The organism is Streptomyces sp. A18, assembly GCF_059026065.1.
In genome coordinates this window covers 29,413-52,697 of the sequence record NZ_JBWLKL010000040.1, presented here as the reverse complement: position 1 = coordinate 52,697, position 23,285 = coordinate 29,413, and the positions used below count along the sequence as shown (strand labels likewise).

20 protein-coding genes and 1 pseudogene are annotated in these 23,285 nt (G+C 65.5%); 1 reads left to right on the top strand and 20 read right to left on the bottom strand.

Annotated elements, in window-relative coordinates; all coding sequences use genetic code 11:
* Positions 1–32: 32 nt before the first annotated feature.
* The 6 genes from rpsS to rpsJ are packed head-to-tail and all read right to left on the bottom strand — an operon-like array spanning position 33 to position 3,246.
* The gene (gene rpsS / locus AC5P1C_RS36545) at positions 33–314 is read right to left on the bottom strand and encodes a 30S ribosomal protein S19 (protein WP_160506662.1); all 282 of its coding nucleotides are present in this window, start codon (positions 312–314) and stop codon (positions 33–35) included.
* A 12-nt stretch (positions 315–326) separates the two neighbouring features.
* The gene (gene rplB / locus AC5P1C_RS36540) at positions 327–1,163 is read right to left on the bottom strand and encodes a 50S ribosomal protein L2 (RefSeq protein WP_493870292.1); all 837 of its coding nucleotides are present in this window, start codon (positions 1,161–1,163) and stop codon (positions 327–329) included.
* 39 nt (positions 1,164–1,202) lie between these two features.
* Positions 1,203–1,619, bottom strand: a complete 417-nt coding sequence (gene rplW, locus AC5P1C_RS36535) for a 50S ribosomal protein L23 (RefSeq protein ID WP_190084419.1) — start codon at positions 1,617–1,619, stop codon at positions 1,203–1,205.
* On the bottom strand, positions 1,619–2,272 hold the full coding sequence (gene rplD, locus AC5P1C_RS36530; RefSeq protein ID WP_493870291.1) for a 50S ribosomal protein L4: 654 nt from the start codon (positions 2,270–2,272) through the stop codon (positions 1,619–1,621). Before rplD ends, rplW begins: the two co-directional genes overlap by 1 nt.
* A 7-nt stretch (positions 2,273–2,279) precedes the next feature.
* Positions 2,280–2,924 carry a 50S ribosomal protein L3 gene (gene rplC, locus AC5P1C_RS36525; protein WP_160506658.1) on the bottom strand — a complete coding sequence of 215 codons (645 nt, stop codon included), beginning with the start codon at positions 2,922–2,924 and terminating at the stop codon, positions 2,280–2,282.
* Between the two features lie 13 nt (positions 2,925–2,937).
* Complete coding sequence (rpsJ, locus tag AC5P1C_RS36520; protein WP_003948644.1) at positions 2,938–3,246, bottom strand: 30S ribosomal protein S10; 309 nt, start codon at positions 3,244–3,246, stop codon at positions 2,938–2,940.
* A gap of 523 nt (positions 3,247–3,769) precedes the next feature.
* Between rpsJ and AC5P1C_RS36515 the strand changes: the two are divergent.
* Positions 3,770–3,990, top strand: a pseudogene (locus AC5P1C_RS36515) (hypothetical protein); the annotation flags it as partial.
* Positions 3,991–4,237: 247 nt separating this feature from the next.
* Here the strand turns inward: AC5P1C_RS36515 and tuf are convergent.
* The 14 genes from tuf to secE form a co-directional block, all read right to left on the bottom strand.
* Complete coding sequence (gene tuf, locus AC5P1C_RS36510) at positions 4,238–5,431, bottom strand: elongation factor Tu (protein ID WP_160506655.1); 1,194 nt, start codon at positions 5,429–5,431, stop codon at positions 4,238–4,240.
* Between the two features lie 152 nt (positions 5,432–5,583).
* Positions 5,584–7,710: an elongation factor G gene (gene fusA, locus AC5P1C_RS36505; protein ID WP_493870290.1), complete on the bottom strand. Its 2,127-nt coding sequence runs from the start codon at positions 7,708–7,710 to the stop codon at positions 5,584–5,586.
* Between the two features lie 39 nt (positions 7,711–7,749).
* Positions 7,750–8,220, bottom strand: coding sequence for a 30S ribosomal protein S7 (gene rpsG / locus AC5P1C_RS36500; RefSeq protein WP_003974303.1), 471 nt, complete (start codon positions 8,218–8,220; stop codon positions 7,750–7,752).
* A 2-nt stretch (positions 8,221–8,222) separates the two neighbouring features.
* The gene (gene rpsL, locus AC5P1C_RS36495) at positions 8,223–8,594 is read right to left on the bottom strand and encodes a 30S ribosomal protein S12 (RefSeq protein ID WP_003948652.1); all 372 of its coding nucleotides are present in this window, start codon (positions 8,592–8,594) and stop codon (positions 8,223–8,225) included.
* 502 nt (positions 8,595–9,096) lie between these two features.
* Positions 9,097–12,996 (bottom strand): DNA-directed RNA polymerase subunit beta', encoded by a 3,900-nt coding sequence (locus AC5P1C_RS36490; RefSeq protein ID WP_361837202.1) that lies wholly within the window; start codon positions 12,994–12,996, stop codon positions 9,097–9,099.
* A 98-nt stretch (positions 12,997–13,094) separates the two neighbouring features.
* Positions 13,095–16,580: a DNA-directed RNA polymerase subunit beta gene (gene rpoB, locus AC5P1C_RS36485; RefSeq protein ID WP_493870289.1), complete on the bottom strand. Its 3,486-nt coding sequence runs from the start codon at positions 16,578–16,580 to the stop codon at positions 13,095–13,097.
* A gap of 560 nt (positions 16,581–17,140) precedes the next feature.
* On the bottom strand, positions 17,141–17,521 hold the full coding sequence (gene rplL, locus AC5P1C_RS36480; protein WP_389904371.1) for a 50S ribosomal protein L7/L12: 381 nt from the start codon (positions 17,519–17,521) through the stop codon (positions 17,141–17,143).
* Between the two features lie 113 nt (positions 17,522–17,634).
* Entirely contained in the window at positions 17,635–18,165 is a 531-nt protein-coding gene (rplJ, locus tag AC5P1C_RS36475) for a 50S ribosomal protein L10 (RefSeq protein ID WP_361182382.1), read from the bottom strand.
* 272 nt (positions 18,166–18,437) lie between these two features.
* Positions 18,438–19,376, bottom strand: coding sequence for an SCO4651 family lipoprotein (locus AC5P1C_RS36470; protein WP_493870288.1), 939 nt, complete (start codon positions 19,374–19,376; stop codon positions 18,438–18,440).
* Positions 19,377–19,441: 65 nt separating this feature from the next.
* A complete protein-coding gene (locus tag AC5P1C_RS36465) occupies positions 19,442–20,341 on the bottom strand; it encodes an SCO4651 family lipoprotein (RefSeq protein ID WP_493870287.1) in 900 nt (299 codons plus the stop codon).
* A 154-nt stretch (positions 20,342–20,495) separates the two neighbouring features.
* Positions 20,496–21,218, bottom strand: a complete 723-nt coding sequence (rplA, locus tag AC5P1C_RS36460) for a 50S ribosomal protein L1 (RefSeq protein WP_160506642.1) — start codon at positions 21,216–21,218, stop codon at positions 20,496–20,498.
* Between the two features lie 86 nt (positions 21,219–21,304).
* Entirely contained in the window at positions 21,305–21,739 is a 435-nt protein-coding gene (gene rplK / locus AC5P1C_RS36455; protein WP_160506641.1) for a 50S ribosomal protein L11, read from the bottom strand.
* A gap of 175 nt (positions 21,740–21,914) precedes the next feature.
* A complete protein-coding gene (gene nusG / locus AC5P1C_RS36450) occupies positions 21,915–22,847 on the bottom strand; it encodes a transcription termination/antitermination protein NusG (protein ID WP_493870286.1) in 933 nt (310 codons plus the stop codon).
* A gap of 89 nt (positions 22,848–22,936) precedes the next feature.
* Complete coding sequence (gene secE, locus AC5P1C_RS36445) at positions 22,937–23,224, bottom strand: preprotein translocase subunit SecE (protein WP_493870285.1); 288 nt, start codon at positions 23,222–23,224, stop codon at positions 22,937–22,939.
* Positions 23,225–23,285 lie beyond the last annotated feature (61 nt).

Here is a 23,285-nt window from a genome sequence, read left to right as displayed (position 1 = left end):
TTCGGTGTAAGTCATAGTCGTTCCACCCCGCGCTAGCGGCGCTTCGACTTCCGGTCGTCCTTGACGTGGCCGCGGAAGGTGCGAGTCGGCGAGAACTCGCCGAGCTTGTGGCCGACCATCGCCTCGGTGACGAACACCGGGATGTGGGTCTTGCCGTTGTGCACCGCGATCGTGTGGCCCAGCATGGCCGGGACGATCATCGAGCGACGGGACCAGGTCTTGATGACGTTCTTGGAACCTGCTTCGTTCTGGACATCCACCTTCTTGATGAGGTGTCCGTCGACGAAGGGCCCCTTCTTGAGACTGCGCGGCATCTAAACCCGCTCCTAGCGCTTCTTGTTCGTCTTGCGGCGGCGGACGATGTACTTGTTGCTCGCCTTCTTCGGCGAACGAGTACGACCCTCCTTCTGACCCCAGGGCGAGACCGGGTGGCGACCACCGGAGGTCTTGCCCTCACCACCACCGTGCGGGTGGTCGACCGGGTTCATCGCCACACCGCGAACGGTCGGGCGAACGCCAAGCCAGCGCTTACGGCCGGCCTTGCCCCAGTTGATGTTCGACTGCTCGGCATTGCCGACCTCGCCGACAGTGGCGCGGCAGCGGATGTCGACCAGGCGGATCTCACCGGACGGCATGCGCAGGTGGGCCATCTGGCCCTCCTTCGCAAGCAGCTGCACGGAGGCACCCGCGGAGCGGGCGAACTTCGCGCCGCCGCCGGGCCGCAGCTCGATGGCGTGGATGGTCGTACCGACCGGGATGTTGCGGAGGGCCAGGTTGTTGCCCGGCTTGATGTCCGAACCCGGTCCGTTCTCGACCCGGTCACCCTGCGACAGGTTGCGGGGGGCCAGGATGTAGCGCTTCTCGCCGTCCGCGTAGTGCAGGAGCGCGATGCGCGCGGTGCGGTTCGGGTCGTACTCGATGTGCGCGACCTTCGCCGGCACGCCGTCCTTGTCGTGACGACGGAAGTCGATCACTCGGTAGGCGCGCTTGTGTCCGCCACCCTGGTGGCGAACGGTCACACGACCGGCGTTGTTACGGCCGCCCTTGCTGTGCAGCGGGCGGACCAGCGACTTCTCCGGCGTGGACCGCGTTACCTCGACGAAGTCGGCGACGCTGGAGCCACGACGGCCCGGCGTAGTCGGCTTGTACTTGCGGATTCCCATTTCTCAGTCCTCGTCCGATATTCGGACCAGGGCGCTCCGTTAGGAGGCCTGGCCGAAGATGTCGATACGGTCGCCCTCAGCAAGGGTCACGATCGCGCGCTTGGTGTCAGCGCGCTTACCGAACCCCGTGCGGGTGCGCTTGCGCTTGCCCTGGCGGTTGATCGTGTTGACCCCAGTGACCTTGACCGAGAAGACCGCCTCGACGGCCTGCTTGATCTGGGTCTTGTTGGCGCCGGGCGCAACGACGAAGGTGTACTTGCCCTCGTCGAGGAGCGCGTAGCTCTTCTCAGAGACGACCGGCTTGACGAGGACGTCACGGGGGTCCGTGAAGCTCTTGCTCAGCGGCGTCTCAACGGTGTTCTTGCCCTCGGTGGCGTGGCGCTTCGCCTTGGCGAGGCGCGCGGCCTTGGCGGCCTTGGCCGCCTTGGGGGCGATGCTCGGGTGACGCGTAGCCATCAGGCTTCGCTCCCTTCGGTCTCAGCGGCCTTGGGGCCAGACACGAAGGACTCGAAGGCGGCCTTGGTGAAGACCACGTCGTCCGAGACGAGCACGTCGTACGTGTTCAGCTGGCCCGGCTCCAGGATGTGCACCTGGGGCAGGTTGCGGGCGGAGAGCAGCGAAGTCTCGTCCGCACGGTCGATGACCAGGAGCACGTTCTTGCGCTCGCTGACCTTGCCGAGCAGCGTCTTCGCGGCCTTCGTCGAGATGTCGCCCTCGACCACGTTGGTGACAACGTGGATACGAGCGTTGCGGGCCCGGTCGGTGAGGGCGTGGCGCAGGGCCGCGGCCTTCATCTTCTTCGGGGTCCGCTGCGAGTAGTCACGCGGCTGCGGGCCGTGGACGACGCCACCGCCGGCGAACTGCGGCGCACGGGTCGAACCCTGGCGGGCGCGGCCGGTGCCCTTCTGGCGGTACGGCTTCTTGCCACCACCGCGGACTTCACCGCGGCGCTTGGTCTTGTGCGTGCCCTGACGGGCAGCAGCCAGCTGAGCGACGACGACCTGGTGGAGAAGCGGGATGCTGATCTTCTCTACGTCGAAGATCTCCGCGGGGAGCTCGACCGTCCCGGCCTTGTCGCCTGCCGGCGAAAGGATGTCAATGGTGCTCATCGGTTCCTCAAACCCCCTTGGCCGCGGTACGGACCAGGACGAGGCCACCGTTCGGACCGGGAACTGCGCCCTTGATCAGGAGCAGGCCCTTCTCCGCGTCAACGGCGTGAACGGTCAGGTTCTGGGTGGTGACCCGCTCGTTGCCCATACGGCCCGCCATGCGGAGCCCCTTGAACACACGGCCCGGGGTGGCACAGCCACCGATGGAACCGGGAGAGCGGTGCTTGCGCTGGGTGCCGTGACCGGCGCCGAGTCCCTTGAAGTTGTGACGCTTCATGACACCGGCGAAGCCCTTGCCCTTGCTCTTGCCCGTGACGTCAACCTTGACGCCGGACTCGAACACCTCGGCAGTCACCTCCTGGCCAAGCGTGTACTCGCTGGCGTCGGGGGTGCGGATCTCCACCAGGTGGCGGCGGGGGGTCACGTCGGCCTTGGCGAAGTGACCCTTGAGGGGCTTGTTCACCTTGCGAGGGTCGATCTCGCCGAAGGCGATCTGGACCGACTCGTAGCCGTCGGAGTCATTCGTACGGACCTGGGTAACGACGCAGGGCCCGGCCTTGACGACGGTGACCGGGACGACACGGTTGTTCTCGTCCCAGACCTGGGTCATGCCGAGCTTCTCGCCCAGGACGCCCTTGATCTGCTTAGTCATCTGTCCGCGCCTCTCAGAGCTTGATCTCGATGTCGACGCCGGCCGGAAGGTCCAGGCGCATCAACGAGTCAACGGTCTTGGGCGTCGGGTCGAGGATGTCGATCAGGCGCTTGTGCGTGCGCATCTCGAAGTGCTCGCGCGAGTCCTTGTACTTGTGCGGCGACTTGATGACGCAGTACACGTTCTTCTCAGTGGGCAGCGGCACCGGGCCTGCGACCGACGCACCAGTGCGAGTCACCGTCTCGACGATCTTCTTCGCCGAAGAGTCGATGACCTCGTGGTCGTAGGCCTTGAGCCGGATGCGGATCTTCTGTCCCGCCATGGCTACTTGGTAGTCCTTTGTCTCGAACGCTCTGGCTCCCGGGAGGCCCTTTTTTCTACCTCCTCCGACCCACGCGGTCGGGCGTGTCGCAGTCCCGCTCACGGAGATTTCCCGAAGGATTTCCCTGCTAGGGCTGCGGCCCAGATGACCGCGGGTCCGGGGGAAGAAACCCACCGGGCGCCTGGTTGAGTCTCCGCACCGCACTTCCCAGAAGATTCCCGTACGTCCGCTCCAGAGCTGCCTTTCGACAGATGGGGCGACGAGTACTGTGGGACTCGCTTCCGGTCCTCCCGGCGGGAGGCGCGCAGCATCGGCACTCAACCGAGCAACCCCGACAGTCTGCCATACGGGGCATGGGCCTGGCCAATCGAAGCTTGAGAGAGTACCTCGCGAGCGACGGCGGTCCAACCCTGGGGCCCGGTCTCCAAATCCCGGCGCGCGAGTATGCCGGCCTATGGCACACCGAGCCGCCCGGCCGCTGATCCCGCACGGTGAGTACTCGATCACGGAGCGGATCAGCGGCACCCGACCCGAACGGCTCCCAGCGCCTCCCCAACTCCCGTCCCCCGAAGCCGAGTCGGGGCGCGGCCTGCTCCTCGTAGAAGCACGGGCGCACCGCTGGGGAGTGACGACCGAAGGCCGCTTCCCGCTCAAACCGTCCGGGCCGAACTGAGCCTCACGCCACCGGAACCCGTCCCCAACATGAAGACGCGGCTGTCGCCGACGAAGCATCGCGCGAGCTGAGCGCAGTCCTGGACGGCGCCATGAAGGCGGTCCGGACACCTCCTGAGTCGTCCGCCTCCTCGCCCGATGCCCCCTGACGGCCCGAGTCCTTGCCGCCGCGCCAGGCGACGCCCTGGAAGGTGACACACGAAAGGGCCCGCACGACCGAAGTCGTACGGGCCCTTCCGATACCGCGTGTACTACCTGTACTGCGATGCTCTCAGTTCAGAGCAACCGGGTCTCCCCGATCAACGCGCAAGCGAAATGCTTACTTGTTGATCTTGGTGACCTGGCCGGCGCCGACGGTCCGGCCACCCTCACGGATGGCGAACTTCAGGCCCTCTTCCATCGCGACGGGCTGGATGAGCTCAACGGTCATCTCAGTGTTGTCGCCCGGCATGACCATCTCGGTGCCCTCGGGGAGGGTCACGACGCCGGTCACGTCCGTGGTGCGGAAGTAGAACTGCGGGCGGTAGTTGTTGAAGAAGGGGGTGTGACGGCCACCCTCGTCCTTCGACAGGATGTAGGCCTGGGCCTCGAACTCGGTGTGCGGCGTGACCGAACCGGGCTTGATGATGACCTGGCCGCGCTCGACGTCCTCGCGCTTGATGCCACGGAGGAGCAGACCGACGTTCTCACCGGCCTGGCCCTCGTCGAGCAGCTTGCGGAACATCTCGATGCCGGTGACCGTGGTGGTGGTCTTCTCGGTCTTGATGCCGATGATGTCGACGGTCTCGTTGACCTTGAGGATGCCGCGCTCGATACGACCGGTGACGACGGTGCCACGACCGGTGATCGTGAAGACGTCCTCGATCGGCATCAGGAACGGCTTGTCGACGTCACGCTCGGGCTCCGGGATGGACTCGTCGACAGCCTTCATCAGGTTGAGGACGGACTCACCCCACTCCTTGTCGCCCTCGAGCGCCTTGAGCGCCGAGACCTTGACGACCGGCAGGTCGTCGCCCGGGAACTCGTACTCGGAGAGGAGCTCACGGACCTCGAGCTCGACGAGCTCCAGGATCTCCTCGTCGTCCACCATGTCGGCCTTGTTCAGGGCGACGACGATGTACGGAACGCCGACCTGGCGGGCCAGGAGCACGTGCTCCTTGGTCTGCGGCATCGGGCCGTCGGTGGCGGCGACCACGAGGATGGCGCCGTCCATCTGCGCGGCACCCGTGATCATGTTCTTGATGTAGTCCGCGTGACCCGGGCAGTCGACGTGCGCGTAGTGACGCGTCTCCGTCTGGTACTCGACGTGCGCGATCGAGATCGTGATACCGCGCTGGCGCTCCTCGGGAGCCTTGTCGATCTGGTCGAAGGCCGAGGCCTCGTTCAGCTCGGGGTACGCGTCGTGCAGCACCTTGGTAATGGCGGCCGTGAGGGTCGTCTTACCGTGGTCAATGTGACCGATGGTGCCGATGTTGACGTGCGGCTTAGTCCGCTCGAACTTTGCCTTCGCCACTGAATCCTCCTGCGGAGTGGTTCTGTACGCCTTGCTTCATCGGCGCCAGGTGATCTTTGCTGGGATACCCGGGGCCCGGGGCACCCGGCCCGAAGAGGGCCGGAATGCCCCGGAGGCTCCGGAGTCAAGCCTAAAGCGTCAACTCGGGTGAGTTACTCGCCCTTGGCCTTCGCGATGATCTCCTCGGCGACGTTCCGCGGAACCTCGGCGTAGGAGTCGAACTGCATTGAGTAGCTTGCGCGACCCGACGTCTTGCTGCGGAGGTCTCCGACGTAGCCGAACATCTCCGAGAGGGGCACGAGGCCCTTCACGACGCGAGCGCCGCTGCGCTCCTCCATGGCCTGGATCTGGCCACGGCGGGAGTTGATGTCACCGATGACATCACCCATGTAGTCCTCGGGCGTGGTGACCTCGACGGCCATCATCGGCTCGAGCAGCACGGGCTTGGCCTGGCGCGCGGCCTCCTTGAAGGCCTGCGAACCGGCGATCTTGAAGGCGAGCTCGGAGGAGTCGACCTCGTGGTAGGCGCCGTCGAGAAGCGTGATGCGAACACCAGTCATCTCGTAGCCCGCGAGGATGCCGAACTGCATGGCCTCCTGCGCACCGGCGTCCACCGACGGGATGTACTCCCTCGGGATACGGCCACCGGTGACCTTGTTCACGAACTCGTACGACGCCTCGCCGCCCTCGATGGGCTCGATCGCGATCTGCACCTTGGCGAACTGACCGGTACCACCGGTCTGCTTCTTGTGGGTGTAGTCCACGCGCTCGACGGCCCGACGGATCGTCTCGCGGTACGCGACCTGGGGCTTGCCGACGTTCGCCTCGACGCGGAATTCGCGCTTCATGCGGTCGACGAGCACCTCGAGGTGAAGCTCGCCCATACCACCGATGATGGTCTGGCCGGTCTCCTCGTCCGAGTGAACCTGGAAGGAGGGGTCCTCCTCCGAGAGACGCTGGATGGCTACACCCAGCTTCTCCTGGTCACCCTTGGACTTGGGCTCGATGGCGACCTGAATGACCGGCGCCGGGAAGTCCATGGACTCCAGGATGACCGGCTTCTTGTCGTCACACAGCGTCTCACCGGTGGTGGTCTGCTTCAGGCCCATGACGGCGACGATGTCGCCGGCGCCCACCGACTCGATCTCCTCACGCTTGTTCGCGTGCATGCGGTAGATCTTGCCGATGCGCTCCTTCTTGCCCTTGACCGAGTTCAGCACCGCGGTGCCGGCCTGGAGGCGACCGGAGTAGATCCGGACGAAGGTGAGCTTTCCGAGGTGCGGGTCGCTCGCGATCTTGAACGCGAGAGCCGAGAGCGGCTCCTCGTCAGAAGGCTTGCGCTTGACGACGACCTCGGGGTCCTTGACGTCGTGGCCCTCGATGGCCTCGACGTCCAGGGGGGAAGGCAGGTAACGCACGACCGCGTCGAGCAGGGGCTGGACGCCCTTGTTCTTGAACGCGGTGCCACAGAACACGGGGGTGACGGTGGTGTCGCCGCCCTTGCCGGAGGCGATGGTGACGCGGCGGATCGCCTCGTACAGCTGCTCCTCGGTGGGCTCCTGGCCCTCGAGGTACAGCTCCATCATCTGCTCGTCGTTCTCGGCGACAGCCTCGAGGAGCTTCCCGCGCCACTCATCGGCGGCCTCGGTGTGCGTCGCGGGGATGTCGACGATGTCGTACGCCTCGCCCAGCTTGGTCTCTGCGGACCAGACGAACGCCTTCATCGTGACGAGGTCGACGACACCCTTGAAGTCAGCCTCTGCGCCGATGGGCAGCTGCATGACGATCGGGGTCGCACCGAGGCGGTCGACGATCATGTCGACGCAGCGGTGGAACTCGGCACCCGTACGGTCGAGCTTGTTGACGAAGCAGATGCGCGGGACGCCGTAGCGGTCCGCCTGACGCCACACGGTCTCGGACTGGGGCTCAACACCGGCGACGCCGTCGAACACCGTCACGGCACCGTCGAGCACGCGGAGCGAACGCTCCACCTCGACGGTGAAGTCGACGTGGCCCGGGGTGTCGATGATGTTGATGGTGTGGTCGACGTCGTTCAGCGGCCAGTGACAGGTGGTGGCAGCAGAGGTGATCGTGATGCCACGCTCCTGCTCCTGCTCCATCCAGTCCATCGTCGCGGCGCCGTCGTGAACCTCACCGATCTTGTACGAGACACCGGTGTAGAACAGGATCCGCTCGGTGGTCGTCGTCTTGCCCGCGTCGATGTGGGCCATGATGCCGATGTTGCGCACCTTGGCCAGGTCAAGTGAAGTGGTAGCCATATCGGCTCAGTCTTCTCTCGGTCTCGATGTGGGTAGCGACTACCAGCGGTAGTGCGCGAAGGCCTTGTTGGACTCGGCCATCTTGTGGGTGTCCTCACGCTTCTTCACAGCGGCACCAAGGCCGTTGGAGGCGTCGAGGAGCTCGTTGAGGAGACGCTCGGTCATCGTCTTCTCGCGACGGGCGCGGGAGTAGCCGACCAGCCAGCGCAGGGCCAGCGTGTTGGCGCGACCGGGCTTGACCTCGATCGGAACCTGGTAGGTCGCACCGCCGACGCGGCGGGACTTGACCTCGAGGGTCGGCTTGATGTTCTCGAGCGCGCGCTTGAGCGTGATGACCGGGTCGTTGCCGGTCTTCTCGCGAAGGCCCTCCATGGCGCCGTACACGATGCGCTCGGCGGTGGAGCGCTTGCCGTTCAGCAGCACCTTGTTGATGAGGGAGGTCACCAGAGGAGAACCATAGACCGGGTCGATGATGACCGGGCGCTTCGGGGCGGGGCCCTTACGAGGCATTTCTACTTCTCCTTCTTGGCGCCGTAGCGGCTGCGGGCCTGCTTGCGGTTCTTGACACCCTGGGTGTCAAGGGAGCCGCGGATGATCTTGTAACGAACACCCGGCAGGTCCTTCACACGGCCACCACGCACGAGCACGATGGAGTGCTCCTGCAGGTTGTGTCCCTCACCCGGAATGTAGGCCGTAACCTCGATCCCGGAGGTCAGACGCACACGCGCGACCTTACGGAGGGCCGAGTTCGGCTTCTTCGGGGTGGTCGTGAACACACGCGTGCAGACGCCGCGGCGCTGGGGCGAACCCTCGAGTGCGGGCGTCTTGTTCTTCTCGACCTTGTCCTGCCGGCCCTTCCGGACCAGCTGCTGGATCGTAGGCACTACTTCTCCGGTTTCTGTGTGCCGAATAGTAAAGCTAACCTGGAACGTCGCCGACCCACGCGGTCGGGTGTGTCGAATACTGCAGACTCCCGCCGCAAGGCGGAAAGAGGCGCAGATTACGGTGGCCGTTCTCGGACTCACGCTGCGGCTGAAGACACGCGCGCGAGCCCAGGCACACCCCAGGCACAAGGTCTGAGCGTACCTACCTCATCGGGGTTGGTCAAAACAAATGCGATGCGCCCCGACACGCCGGGCATCTCGCCGGATCAGGGAAGCCCCCGGAAAGCCTTGACAGCGGCCCTCACGGCCACTACGGCGCCCGGGGGTCCGGACTGAGTGGCAGCGGCTTCTGGCTCTGGCAACGGCGCCTCAGGCCCACGGCAGCTACTCCCCCGCGACTGTGCCGTACGTCATGCCGTCCGGCCGCCGGGCAACGCCCGCGGGCAAACGCCGAAGGGCGGCCACCCCCCTCGGGGTGACCGCCCTTCAACAGACGTAGGTCTTACTGGTTGTAAGGCCCGTAGTCGTAGTCCTCCAGCGGCACAGCCTGACCCGACCCCGTCCCGAAGGGCGAGTAGTCGATGTCGTCGTAGCCGACGGCCGAGTACATCGCTGCCTTGGCCTCTTCGGTCGGCTCCACCCGGATGTTGCGGTAGCGGGAGAGACCCGTACCGGCCGGGATGAGCTTACCGATGATGACGTTCTCCTTGAGGCCGATCAGGGAGTCGGACTTGGCGTTGATCGCCGCGTCCGTCAGGACCCTGGTCGTCTCCTGGAAGGAAGCCGCGGACAGCCACGACTCCGTCGCCAGCGAGGCCTTGGTGATACCCATCAGCTGCGGACGGCCGGAGGCCGGGTGGCCGCCTTCCGTGACCACACGACGGTTCTCGGTCTCGAACTTCGAGCGCTCGACGAGCTCGCCCGGCAGCAGCTCGGCGTCGCCGGACTCGATGATCGTCACGCGGCGCAGCATCTGCCGGATGATGATCTCGATGTGCTTGTCGTGGATCGACACGCCCTGGCTGTTGTAGACCTTCTGGACTTCGCCGACCAGGTGGACCTGGACCGCGCGCTGACCGAGGATCCGCAGCACGTCGTGCGGGTTGGTGGCACCGAAGGTGAGCTTCTGGCCCACCTCGACGTGGTCACCCTCACGCACGAGGACCTTGGCGCGCTTCGAGATCGGGAAGGGAGTCTCGTCGCTGCCGTCGTCCGGCGTGACGACGATCTTCTTGGTCTTCTCGGTCTCCTCGATACGGATGCGGCCTGCCGCCTCCGAGATCGGGGCGACACCCTTGGGCGTACGAGCCTCGAAGAGCTCGACGACACGGGGCAGACCCTGGGTGATGTCGTCACCGGCCACACCACCGGTGTGGAACGTACGCATCGTCAGCTGCGTGCCGGGCTCACCGATGGACTGGGCGGCGATGATGCCGACCGCCTCACCGATGTCGACCAGCTTGCCGGTGGCGAGCGAACGGCCGTAGCAGAAGGCACAGGTGCCGACCGCGGACTCACAGGTCAGGACCGAACGGGTCTTGACCTCCTCGACGCCGTTGGCGACCAGGGCGTCGATGAGCACGTCACCGAGGTCGACATTCGCCGGCGCGATGACCTTGCCGTCGATGACGACGTCCTCGGCCAGCATGCGGGCGTACACCGAGGTCTCGACGTTCTCCGTCTTGCGGAGCACACCGTCCTCGCCCTTGACCGCGATCTTCAGCTTCAGACCGCGCTCGGTGCCACAGTCCTCCTCGCGAATGATGACGTCCTGCGAGACGTCGACCAGACGACGGGTGAGGTAACCGGAGTCAGCGGTACGGAGAGCCGTGTCCGCAAGACCCTTACGAGCACCGTGAGTCGAGATGAAGTACTCGAGCACCGACAGGCCTTCACGGAAGGAGGCCTTAATCGGACGCGGGATCGTCTCGTTCTTGGCGTTCGACACCAGACCACGCATACCGGCGATCTGACGCATCTGCATCATGTTTCCTCGGGCACCCGAGTCAACCATCATGAAGATGGGGTTCGTCTTGGGGAAGTTCGCGTTCATCGCCTCGGCAACCTCGTTGGTCGCCTTGGTCCAGATCGCGATGAGCTCCTGCGTGCGCTCGTCCTTGGTGATCAGACCGCGCTCGTACTGCTTCTGGACCTTCTCGTCCTGCGCCTCGTAGCCCGCGACGATCGCCTTCTTGGCCTCGGGGACCACGACGTCGGAGATGGCCACGGTGACACCGGAACGGGTCGCCCAGAAGAAGCCCGCCGCCTTCAGGTTGTCGAGCGTCGCCGCCACGATGACCTTGGGGTAGCGCTCGGCCAGGTCGTTGACGATCTCGGAGAGCTGCTTCTTGCCCACCGAGTAGTCGACGAACGGGTAGTCCTCGGGCAGCAGCTCGTTGAAGAGCGCGCGGCCCAGGGTCGTACGCAGCCGGAAGCTGTCGCCCTGCTGGTACTCCTGCTCGCCCTCTTCGACGGCCGGCGGGGTCCAGCCGCGCGGCGGGATGGTGCCCACCGGGAAGCGGATGTCGACCTTCGCCTGGAGCGAGAGCTCCTTGGCGTCGAACGCCATGGTCGCCTCGGCGGAGGAACCGAACGAACGGCCCTCACCGATGACCTTGCGCTCTTCCTCGTCCGTCGTGAGGAAGAAGAGACCGAGAACCATGTCCTGGGTCGGCATGGTGACGGGACGGCCGTCTGCCGGCTTCAGGATGTTGTTCGAGGACAGCATCAGGATGCGGGCCTCGGCCTGCGCCTCCGCGGAGAGCGGCAGGTGCACGGCCATCTGGTCACCGTCGAAGTCCGCGTTGAACGCGGTGCAGACGAGCGGGTGGATCTGAATGGCCTTGCCCTCGACCAGCTGCGGCTCGAAGGCCTGGATGCCGAGGCGGTGCAGCGTCGGCGCACGGTTCAGGAGAACCGGGTGCTCGGCGATGACCTCTTCCAGGACGTCGTACACGACCGTGCGGCCGCGCTCGACCATGCGCTTCGCCGACTTGATGTTCTGCGCGTGGTTGAGGTCAACCAGGCGCTTCATCACGAACGGCTTGAAGAGCTCCAGTGCCATGGCCTTCGGCAGACCACACTGGTGCAGCTTCAGCTGCGGGCCGACGACGATCACGGAACGCGCGGAGTAGTCCACACGCTTACCGAGAAGGTTCTGACGGAAACGACCCTGCTTGCCCTTGAGCATGTCGCTCAGGGACTTCAGCGGGCGGTTACCGGGACCGGTGACCGGGCGACCACGACGACCGTTGTCGAAGAGGGCGTCCACGGCCTCCTGGAGCATGCGCTTCTCGTTGTTCACGATGATCTCGGGAGCACCGAGGTCGAGAAGCCGCTTCAGGCGGTTGTTGCGGTTGATGACGCGGCGGTACAGGTCGTTCAGGTCGGAGGTCGCGAAGCGGCCACCGTCCAGCTGCACCATCGGACGCAGGTCCGGCGGGATGACCGGCACGCAGTCGAGCACCATGCCCTTGGGGCTGTTGCTGGTCTGCAGGAACGCGGAGACGACCTTGAGGCGCTTGAGCGCACGGGTCTTCTTCTGGCCCTTGCCGGTACGGATGATCTCGCGAAGCCGCTCGGCTTCCTCATCCAGGTCGAACGACTCAAGGCGCTTCTGCAGTGCAGCGGCACCCATCGAACCGTCGAAGTACGTGCCGAAGCGGTCACGCAGCTCGCGGTAGAGCAGCTCGTCACCCTCCAGGTCCTGGACCTTGAGGTTCTTGAAGCGGTTCCAGACCTCGTCGAGACGGTCGATCTCGCGCTGCGCACGGTCACGCAGCTGCTTCATCTCACGCTCGGCACCTTCGCGCACCTTGCGGCGTACGTCGGCCTTGGCGCCCTCGGCCTCGAGCTCGGCCAGGTCGGTCTCGAGCTTCTTGGCGCGGGCCTCCAGGTCGGAGTCGCGACGGTTCTCGACCTGCTGACGCTCCACGGAGACGTGCGCCTCCAGGGAGGGCAGGTCACGCGTACGGCGCTCCTCGTCCACGAACGTGATCATGTACGCCGCGAAGTAGATGACCTTCTCGAGGTCCTTCGGGGCGAGATCAAGCAGGTAGCCGAGGCGCGACGGGACGCCCTTGAAGTACCAGATGTGCGTGACAGGGGCGGCCAGCTCAATGTGGCCCATCCGCTCACGACGCACCTTGGCGCGAGTGACCTCGACGCCGCAGCGCTCGCAGATGATGCCCTTGAAGCGGACACGCTTGTACTTACCGCAGTAGCACTCCCAGTCCCGGGTCGGACCGAAGATCTTCTCGCAGAAGAGTCCGTCCTTTTCGGGCTTGAGCGTGCGGTAGTTGATGGTCTCCGGCTTCTTGACCTCGCCGTGGGACCACTGTCGGATGTCGTCCGCGGTGGCAAGGCCGATCCGCAGCTCGTCGAAGAAGTTGACGTCGAGCACTTTGTCGTCAATCCCTCTTTCGGGGTCGAGTCTCAATCATGGTCTGTACGGGTCCGGGGCGGGGCCGGGACCTCACGAGGAGGTCCCGGCCAGACCCGTCAGACCTCTTCGACGCTGCTCGGCTCGCGCCGGGACAGGTCGATGCCGAGCTCCTCCGCCGCGCGGAAGACGTCCTCGTCGGTGTCGCGCATCTCGATGGACATGCCGTCCGAGGACAGCACCTCCACGTTGAGGCAGAGCGACTGCATTTCCTTGATGAGCACCTTGAAGGACTCGGGAATGCCGGGCTCGGGGATGTTCTCGCCCTTGACGATGGCCTCGTAGACCTTCACGCGGCCGGTCACGTCGTCGGACTTGATCGTCAGGAGCTCCTGGAGTGCGTACGCGGCGCCATAAGCCTCGAGCGCCCACACCTCCATCTCACCGAAGCGCTGACCACCGAACTGAGCCTTACCACCCAGCGGCTGCTGGGTGATCATGGAGTACGGACCGGTCGAACGGGCGTGGAGCTTGTCGTCGACCAGGTGGTGCAGCTTGAGGATGTACATGTACCCGATCGAGATCGGGTCCGGGAACGGCTCGCCGGAGCGACCGTCGAACAGCCGCGCCTTGCCGGACGGGAGGACCATGCGGTCGCCGTCGCGGTTCGGGACGGTGTGCTCGAGGAGGCCGGTCAGCTCGTCCTCGCGGGCGCCGTCGAAGACCGGAGTCGCGACGTTCGTCCGCGGGGCGACCTGGTCGGCGCCGATGCGCTGCAGGCTCTGCGCCCACTCCTCGCTGAGACCGGAGACGTCCCAGCCCTGGCTGGCGAGCCAGCCGAGGTGGATCTCCAGGACCTGACCCGGGTTCATTCGGGACGGGACACCCAGCGGGTTGAGGATGATGTCGACGGGCGTGCCGTCCTCGAGGAAGGGCATGTCCTCGATCGGAAGGATCTTGGAGATGACGCCCTTGTTTCCGTGACGACCGGCGAGCTTGTCACCGTCCGTGATCTTGCGCTTCTGCGCCACGTAGACACGAACCAGCTGGTTCACGCCCGGCGGCAGCTCGTCGCCCTCTTCACGGTCGAAGACGCGTACGCCGATGACCTTGCCGATCTCACCGTGCGGCACCTTCAGCGAGGTGTCGCGCACCTCGCGCGCCTTCTCACCGAAGATCGCGCGGAGCAGACGCTCCTCGGGGGTCAGCTCGGTCTCACCCTTGGGCGTGACCTTGCCGACGAGGATGTCGCCGGCGACGACCTCGGCACCGATACGGATGATGCCGCGCTCGTCGAGGTCGGCGAGGACCTCTTCGGAGACGTTCGGGATGTCCCGGGTGATCTCCTCCGGGCCCAGCTTGGTGTCACGGGCGTCGACCTCGTGCTCCTCGATGTGGATCGAGGAGAGGACGTCGTCCTGTACGAGGCGCTGCGACAGGATGATCGCGTCCTCGTAGTTGTGACCCTCCCAGGGCATGAACGCCACGAGCAGGTTCTTGCCGAGGGCCATCTCGCCCTCTTCGGTCGCGGGACCGTCGGCCAGGACCTGGCCCTCGATCACGCGGGCGCCCTCGTCGACGACAACCTTCTGGTTGACCGAGGTGCCCTGGTTCGACCGGGAGAACTTGGCGATGCGGTACGTGGTGTACGTGCCGTCGTCGTTCGTGACCGTGACGTAGTCCGCGGAGACCTCCTGGACCACACCCGGCTTCTCGGCCTTGATCACGTCACCGGCGTCGACCGCACAGCGGTACTCCATGCCGGTGCCGACGAGGGGAGCCTCGGCGGTGATCAGCGGCACGGCCTGACGCATCATGTTCGCGCCCATGAGGGCACGGTTGGCGTCATCGTGCTCGAGGAACGGGATCATCGCGGTCGCGACCGACACCATCTGGCGCGGCGAGACGTCCATGTAGTCGACGTCGTCGCCGGGGATGTAGTCGATCTCGCCGCCACGACGGCGGACCAGGACGCGCGACTCGGTGAAGCGCATGTCCTCGCCGAGCACGGCGTTGGCCTGGGCGATCACGAAGCGGTCTTCTTCGTCGGCCGTGAGGTAGTCGACGTCGTCGGTGACGACGCCCTCGACGACCTTGCGGTACGGCGTCTCGACGAAGCCGAACGCGTTGACGCGGCCGTACGAGGCGAGCGAACCGATCAGACCGATGTTCGGGCCTTCAGGGGTCTCAATCGGGCACATGCGGCCGTAGTGAGACGGGTGCACGTCACGGACCTCGAAGCCGGCCCGCTCACGGGAGAGACCACCCGGGCCAAGCGCCGACAGACGGCGCTTGTGGGTGAGACCCGACAGCGGGTTGTTCTGGTCCATGAACTGCGACAGCTGGCTGGTGCCGAAGAACTCCTTGATGGAGGCGACGACCGGCCGGATGTTGATCAGGGTCTGCGGCGTGATCGCCTCGACGTCCTGAGTCGTCATGCGCTCGCGGACGACGCGCTCCATACGAGCCAGACCCGTGCGGACCTGGTTCTGGATGAGCTCGCCGACGTTACGCAGACGACGGTTGCCGAAGTGGTCGATGTCGTCGGTCTCGACGACGATCGACGTACCGCTGTCACCAACGGTCTCGACCTCACCGGCGTGCAGCTTCACCAGGTACTTGATCGAGGCGATGATGTCCTCGACCGTGAGGATGCCCGCGTCGAGCGGAGCGTCCGCACCCAGCTTCTTGTTGACCTTGTAGCGGCCGACCTTCGCGAGGTCGTAGCGCTTGGGGTTGAAGTAGAGGTTCTCAAGCAGCGTCTGAGCAGCCTCGCGCGTCGGCGGCTCGCCCGGACGGAGCTTGCGGTAGATGTCGAGCAGCGCGTCGTCCTGGCCCTGGGTGTGGTCCTTCTCCAGGGTGGCGCGCATGGACTCGTACTCGCCGAACTCCTCGAGGATCTGCTCGGTCGTCCAACCGAGAGCCTTGAGCAGAACGGTGACCGACTGCTTGCGCTTGCGGTCGATGCGCACACCGACCATGTCGCGCTTGTCGATCTCCATCTCCAGCCAGGCACCCCGGGACGGGATGATCTTGGCGGAGAAGATGTCCTTGTCGGACGTCTTGTCGATCGAGGAATCGAAGTAGACACCCGGCGAACGGACCAGCTGCGACACGACGACACGCTCGGTGCCGTTGATGACGAAGGTGCCCTTGTTCGTCATGAGCGGGAAATCGCCCATGAAGACCGTCTGGGACTTGATCTCGCCGGTCTCGTTGTTGGTGAACTCCGCGGTGACGAAGAGCGGGGCGGCGAACGTGAAGTCGCGCTCCTTGCACTCGTCGATGGAGTTCTTCGGAGGCTCAAAACGGTGGTCGCGGAACGTCAAGGACATCGACCCGGAGAAGTCCTCGATCGGAGAGATCTCCTCGAAGATCTCTTCCAGACCGGACTTGGTGGGGACGTCCTGTCCACTGTCGAGAGCCGCCTCGACACGAGCCTTCCACGCTTCATTCCCGAGCAGCCAGTCAAAGCTCTCGGTCTGCAGCGCAAGAAGGTTCGGAACCTCGAGGGGCTCCCTGATCTTTGCAAAGGAGATGCGCAGCGGGGCGGTGCTGGCGCCGTTGTTCGTATTCGCGGTCGAGGCAGTGCGCGAGGCGGCCAAGAGGGGGTCCTTCCGAGGGCTCGGACTCACTACGCGCGTACCGGTCCCAGGCTGGACACAGAGACAGAATTCCCCGGTCAGGGAAGATTCGTTCCACAGTGCTCAAGCATGGGCATGCCCCTGGTGACGGGCAGGAGGCAGCTAACAGGCAGCGCAAAGGGTCAGTGTAGCCACTAGGCCCACTGATGTCCAGTGCGGGTTTTTGAAGACCCTCGTTGTTCTCAACCCCTGCTGCAAGCCACGCCCTCGATGCACATCGATACTGCCCTCTTCGCCGTCGATCCATGCCTCGGATGCGGATCGTTGTGACGACGCGTCCTGAGAATTGCGCGCTGCGTGCGGTTCGTCAAGGCCCCCCTGCCCCGACTTGGCTCTCGGGGCGTCACCGTCACGGCCGTTCCGAGGCACAACGAAGATCACCATACTCGTCGGGGCGGGCTACGCAAGGCAGCCGTCGGGGTGCGCCGGAGAACGCCGAAGGGCGACCACCCAGATGGGTGATCGCCCTTGGCGAGGCGTCGCCTGAACGACGCTCAAAAGGAGTCAGCGGACTCGCGAGGTTACTTGACCTCGACCGAGGCGCCGGCAGCCTTGAGGGACTCGGCAGCCTTCTCGGCGGCCTCCTTGGCGACCTTCTCGAGGACCGGCTTCGGGGTGCCGTCGACGAGGTCCTTGGCCTCCTTCAGGCCCAGGGAGGTCAGCTCACGCACGACCTTGATGACCTGGATCTTCTTCTCGCCGGCGCCGGTGAGGACGACGTCGAACTCGTCCTGCTCCTCGACGGCCTCGGCAACGGCACCCGGGCCGACCGGGGCAGCGGCGACCGCGGCGGCGGCGGTGACGTCGAACTTCTCCTCGAAGGCCTTCACGAACTCGGAGAGCTCGATGAGGGTGAGCTCCTCGAACTGAGCAAGCAGGTCTTCCTGGCTGAGCTTCGCCATGATGGGCGATCCTTCCACTAATTCGGCTGGTGCCGGGTGTACATGAAGGCGGGCGTACGTTTGGCCCGCTGCGACCGTCGCCCTAGCGGGCGGCGATCAATGCGCGAGCCGAATTACTCGGCACCGCCCTGCTCGGCCTTCTTGGCGCGAAGCGCTTCCGCGGTGCGGACGAACTTCGACGGCAGAGCCTGGAAGAGCTGCGCAGTCTGCGTCTGCTTGCCCTTCAGCGCACCGGCCAGCTTGGCGAGCAGAACCTCGCGGGACTCGAGGTCCGCGAGCTTCTTGAACTCATCGGCGGACAGCGCCTTACCGTCAAGGACACCGCCCTTGATGATGAGGTTGGGGTTGTCCTTGGCGAAGTCACGAAGACCCTTCGCCGACTCCACCGGGTCACCGGTGACGAAGGCAACCGCCGTCGGACCCGAGAACAGGTCGTCCAGCGTGTTGATCCCGGCCTCGTTGGCCGCGATCTTGGTCAGCGTGTTCTTCACCACGGCGTACTCGGAGTTCTCACCGAGGGAGCGGCGCAGCTGCTTGAGCTGGGCCACGGTGAGACCCCGGTACTCGGTCAGCACGGCGGCGTTCGAGCTGCGGAACTTGTCCGTGAGCTCGGCTACCGCGGCAGCCTTGTCGGGCGTCGGCATAGAGCGTCGGCCTCCTTCCGGGTGATGAGGACCGCTCAAAAGGGGCTGACAAAACAAAACGCCCCGGCGCAGGCGCCAGGGCATGGGCTCGACCCGACGGAATCCCGTCCGGGAGCACTTCCACAGTCACCTACGCGGGTCGTCCGCAGTTTCAGCGGATCCTTCGGCCACCGCACCCTCTTACGAGGACACGGCAACGACCAGCGGTCTTTGGCTTCTGTGGAAGAGTACGCGAACGGGTTCGCGTCAGGCAAATCGGTCCGGAGCCGCTGTCAGACGTCGCTGTCGGAGCCCGGCTTCCCGAGACCCTCCAGCTCCTTGAACATGTCCATCAGGTCGAAGGTCTTTCCGGCCGGCGGCGGTGTCACCTCGGCGGCGGCGCCGTAGTCGGTGAACTTCTGGGACGTCTTCATCGTGCCCTCGGGGGACTTGATGTCGATGTCCATGCGGACGGGGTAGTCGTCCTCGTTGACCCAGACCTCGGTGTCGTACCCCTTGATCCCCGACTTCTCGATGCCCTTGAGCAGTTCCTCGCGCTCGCTCTTGCCGAGCATCTCGTCGAGGCCCTTGTTGGACTCCATCATTTCCTTGACGGAGAGCCTGCCCTTGTAACGCTGGGTCTCCACGCCGTCGACCTCGGCCGAGCCGACGTGCTTGAGGTTCGGTGAGTCCAGGAGCATCGCGAGCTGCTGCGCAGGGTCCTGGTTCATGCTGTCCAGGCCGCCGGTGAGCTGCTTGGCGGCCTTCTCGTCGCCGACCTGCTCCGCGATGGTGTTCAGGTCCATCTTGACCCACTGCTTGCCGTCCATGTCCCTGGCGGCGACAGCCCCCATGTCCATGTACATCACGTTGTCGAGCCAGAGCATCCGGACCTTCTCCGGAGCCTCGGGGTCGTTGTCCGTGAGCGCCGAGCCCGACATCGTCATATCCATGACGGTCGGGTCCCAGCCCATGACGCCGGACATCTTCATGTCACCGGAGCCGCCGCCCATCGACTTGGGCGCCGTCATCGTCATCTCGACCTTGGCCGACTTGGCCTTCGCGGTCTTCTCGTACGCGGCCGTGATGACCTCGGTCACCTGCGAGCGGGACTGCGTCTCCCCCGAGCCCGCCCCCTTGGCCTTGCCGTCGTCGGAGCCTCCGCAGGCCACCGCGCCCGTGCACAGCAGCGCGGTGGCAAGCACGGCGCCCGCCACTCTCTTTCCAGTCATGACCCCACCCCTAGGAACACATGATCGACACATTTCGGTCTGGCGAGAATACCCGACCTCCGAGGTCAGGCCTTCGGCTGCTGGTTCATGAGGTCCTTGAAGCTCATGGTGTCCGCGGCCGGGGGCTTCTCCACGGACACCGGGGTGCCGTAGTCGCTGTAGTAGGCGGTCTGGGAGAAGGCACCGTCCGCCATCTCGCCCTTCTCGGCCTTCTTGACCAGCAGGTCGTCGCCGTCGACCCAGATGTCGATCGTCTGCTTGCTCAGACCAAGCTGCTTGAACTGCTTCCGCAGCTCGGTCATCTGCTCGGCGTCGAGATCCGAGTGCTTGCCGGTGAAGTCCGCGGCGTCGACCGTCCCGGAGTAGTGGGTCGCCTTCGTCCCCCGCACGGTCTCCTCGCCCACGCGCTTCACGTCACCGGAGGCGAGCAGCATCTTGATCGACTGGTTCGGGGTGGAGTTCTGCATCTGGTCCTTGAAGGCATCACCGGCAGCGCCGCTGATCTCGGCCAGCGTGGCGTAGTCGTACTCGATCCAGTGCTTGCCGCCGCCCGCCTGCTCCGCGAACTTTTCGCCCATGTTCGCGTAGAACCCGTGCTTCAGATAGCGGTAGTCGATCTTCGACTGCCCCATCTGCTCCATCTGCTCGGCCTGGGTGCCGCCCGTGAGGGTCGCCGTCATGTTGCCGGTGATGCCGTCCGACCACTCCATGGCGCCCGTCATGTCCATCGACATCTTGCTGCCCATGACCGTCTTGCCCTCGACCTTGGCCGAGTCGGCGTCGTCGGTCTTGTTCTCGATGGTGCGCAGGGCGGCTATCGGGCTGAGGGCCACGGAGCCCTTCCCCTTGCCCTTCCCGCCGCCCTCGCCGCCCTCGCCGCCGGAGGAGCCACAGGCCGCGACCCCGGTCAGCGCGGCGGCCACCGCGATCGAAAGGCCCGCGCGTCGCATGGTCGTGCTGTTCATGACATCCCACCCCTTGCATCGTGTGAATCCCGCACGCTAGCGCAGTCCCCCGACGACCTGACGGACATGCACGCATACGAGGACGGGCCCCGCACCTCGAAAGGTTGCGGGGCCCGTCATCACAAACGCGTACGCGACGCGGCTGCCGTCAGATTCAGACGGCGGCCGGGTCCTCCTCGACGAGGAGGTTACGGGTGCGGTTGCTGTCCAGCGGAATGCCGGGGCCCATCGTGGTGGTGAGCGCGGCCTTCTTGATGTAGCGACCCTTGGCGGCCGACGGCTTCAGACGGAGGATCTCCTCCAGCGCCGCGGCGTAGTTCTCCACCAGCTTGGTGTCGTCGAAGGACACCTTGCCGATGATGAAGTGCAGGTTCGAGTGCTTGTCGACGCGGAACTCGATCTTGCCGCCCTTGATGTCGTTGACAGCCTTCACGACGTCGGGGGTCACGGTGCCGGTCTTCGGGTTCGGCATCAGACCACGCGGACCGAGCACGCGGCCGAGACGGCCGACCTTGCCCATGAGGTCCGGGGTGGCGACGACGGCGTCGAAGTCCAGGCGACCCTTGGCGACCTCGTCGATGAGCTCGTCGGCGCCGACGATGTCGGCCCCAGCGGCTTCCGCGGCCGCAGCACGGTCACCGGTCGCGAAGACCAGGACCCGGGCGGTCTTGCCGGTGCCGTGCGGGAGGTTCACGGTGCCACGGACCATCTGGTCGGCCTTGCGCGGGTCGACACCCAGGCGGAAGGCGACCTCGACGGTGCCGTCGAACTTGGTCGCGGAGGTCTCCTTGGCGAGACGGACGGCCTCGAGCGGGGCGTAGAGCTTGTCCCGGTCGATCTTGGCGTCCGCAGCGCGGAGAGTCTTGCTGCGCTTCACTTCTGCTCCTGTGGTTTCAGGTGTGGAGTCGTGGTGCGGGCCGGCGCGTGGCCCTACCACTGAGAAAGGTCAGACGGGGAAAGCTCTCAGCCCTCGACCGTGATGCCCATGGAACGGGCGGTGCCGGCGATGATCTTCGACGCGGCGTCCAGGTCGTTGGCGTTGAGGTCTTCCATCTTGGTGGTGGCGATCTCGCGGACCTGCGCCTCGGTGATCTTGGCGACCTTGGTCTTGTGCGGCTCGCCGGAGCCCTTCTCGACACCCGCGGCCTTGAGGATCATCTTGGCGGCCGGCGGAGTCTTGGTCACGAAGGTGAAGGAGCGGTCTTCGTAGACCGTGATCTCCACCGGGATGACCCAGCCACGCTGCGACTCGGTCGCGGCGTTGTAGGCCTTGCAGAACTCCATGATGTTGACGCCGTGCTGGCCCAGCGCGGGGCCGACCGGCGGGGCCGGGTTGGCTGCGCCGGCCTGGATCTGGAGCTTGATAAGCCCCGTGACCTTCTTCTTCTTGGGAGGCATTGCTCTCTCCGGGTCCTAGTGAGAGTTTCCAGCCACCATCCAGTCATCCGGATGGAGGCATACCGCACAACGATAACGGGTATAGTCGCGCGGCCAAAAACCGAGCAGGTCAGACAGGCTTTGAGAGCCCGTCTGACCTGTTCGGAAGCGTATGTTCCAGAGGGAGCCGCGAAGGCTAGTTCTTCTGGATCTGGTCGAAGCTGAGCTCGACCGGGGTCTCGCGGCCGAAGATCTCGACGAGGCCCTTGACCTTCTTCGAGTCGGCGTTGATCTCGTTGATCGTCGCCTGCAGCGTCGCGAACGGGCCATCGGTGACCGTGACCGAGTCGCCGACCTCGAAGTCCAGAACCTGGACCTCGACCTTGCGGGACGGAGCCGGCTTGCCCTCGGCCTCGGCGGCCTCGCGAGCGGCCTTCTCCTCGGCCTCCGGAGCGAGCATCTTGACGATCTCGTCCAGGGTCAGCGGGTACGGGTCGTAGGCGTTGCCCACGAAGCCGGTGACGCCGGGGGTGTTGCGGACGACGCCCCAGGACTCGTTCGTCAGGTCCATGCGCACCAGGACGTACCCGGGGAGCTTGTTCTGACGGACGGTCTTGCGCTCGCCGTTCTTGATCTGCGCGACCTCTTCCTGCGGCACCTCGGCCTGGAAGATGAAGTCCTCGACGTTCAGCGAGACGGCACGCTGCTCGAGGTTGGTCTTCACGCGGTTCTCGTAACCGGCGTACGTGTGGATGACGTACCACTCGCCGGGGAGGGTGCGGAGCTCTTCGCGCAGGGCCACGATCGGGTCGACCGGCTCGGCCTCCTCCTCGTCCTCTGCGGACTCGGCGGCCTCTTCGGACTCGGCGGCCTCTTCGGACTCGTCCTCGGCGACGGCCTCGTCGGACTCGGCGGCTTCATCGCCGGCCTCGGCGTCGTCCACGGACTCGGCGTCGGCCTCGAAGTGCAGGGCCGCTTCTTCGGCGGGTGCGCCCGCGGCGGCGTCAGCAGCCTCGGCCTGGTCCGGGTCCTCGGCGTCCGCCGCCTCGACGATGTCGAGCTGGTCCTCCACGGACTCCGCGGAATCCACGCGCGGCTCAACGGCGTCGTTCAGGTTCGGGTCAGACACGGTGGCTGCTTCTTCCTGGATACAGAGGGGTGGAACGCGCGAAACGGGCGCCGGGTACGGCGCCCTTCGCTCTCGGCTCAGCCATCGGCTCAGCCGAAGACGTACTTGACGGCCTGGTTGAACCCATAGTCAATCACGGTCACCAGACCGATCATGATGACGACGAAGACAATCACCACGGAGGTGTACGTCGTGAGCTGACTGCGAGTCGGCCAGACGACCTTGCGGAGCTCCGCGACGATCTGGCGGTAGAAGAGCGCGAGACGGCCGAACGGGCCCTTCTTGCCGCGCTTGCCGCCCTTGCGGCCCTTCTTCTTGGACTCCGGCGCCTCGTCCTGGGCATCAGGCATGTCGATGGAGCCCACGGCGTCCGTCACTCGTCCTCACCTGATTCCGGGTCGTGGCCGTGCCGCGCCCGGTTGAGCCGCACGGCGGTGC

Bases quoted from the DNA above. Each gene is read 5' to 3' on its own strand.
- rpsS (WP_160506662.1), bottom strand. From the start codon at position 314: ATGCCGCGCAGTCTCAAGAAGGGGCCCTTCGTCGACGGACACCTCATC.
- rplB (WP_493870292.1), bottom strand. From the start codon at position 1,163: ATGGGAATCCGCAAGTACAAGCCGACTACGCCGGGCCGTCGTGGCTCC.
- rplW (WP_190084419.1), bottom strand. From the start codon at position 1,619: ATGGCTACGCGTCACCCGAGCATCGCCCCCAAGGCGGCCAAGGCCGCC.
- rplD (WP_493870291.1), bottom strand. From the start codon at position 2,272: ATGAGCACCATTGACATCCTTTCGCCGGCAGGCGACAAGGCCGGGACG.
- rplC (WP_160506658.1), bottom strand. From the start codon at position 2,924: ATGACTAAGCAGATCAAGGGCGTCCTGGGCGAGAAGCTCGGCATGACC.
- rpsJ (WP_003948644.1), bottom strand. From the start codon at position 3,246: ATGGCGGGACAGAAGATCCGCATCCGGCTCAAGGCCTACGACCACGAG.
- fusA (WP_493870290.1), bottom strand. From the start codon at position 7,710: ATGGCTACCACTTCACTTGACCTGGCCAAGGTGCGCAACATCGGCATC.
- rpsG (WP_003974303.1), bottom strand. From the start codon at position 8,220: ATGCCTCGTAAGGGCCCCGCCCCGAAGCGCCCGGTCATCATCGACCCG.
- rplL (WP_389904371.1), bottom strand. From the start codon at position 17,521: ATGGCGAAGCTCAGCCAGGAAGACCTGCTTGCTCAGTTCGAGGAGCTC.
- rplJ (WP_361182382.1), bottom strand. From the start codon at position 18,165: ATGCCGACGCCCGACAAGGCTGCCGCGGTAGCCGAGCTCACGGACAAG.
- AC5P1C_RS36470 (WP_493870288.1), bottom strand. From the start codon at position 19,376: ATGACTGGAAAGAGAGTGGCGGGCGCCGTGCTTGCCACCGCGCTGCTG.
- AC5P1C_RS36465 (WP_493870287.1), bottom strand. From the start codon at position 20,341: ATGAACAGCACGACCATGCGACGCGCGGGCCTTTCGATCGCGGTGGCC.
- rplK (WP_160506641.1), bottom strand. From the start codon at position 21,739: ATGCCTCCCAAGAAGAAGAAGGTCACGGGGCTTATCAAGCTCCAGATC.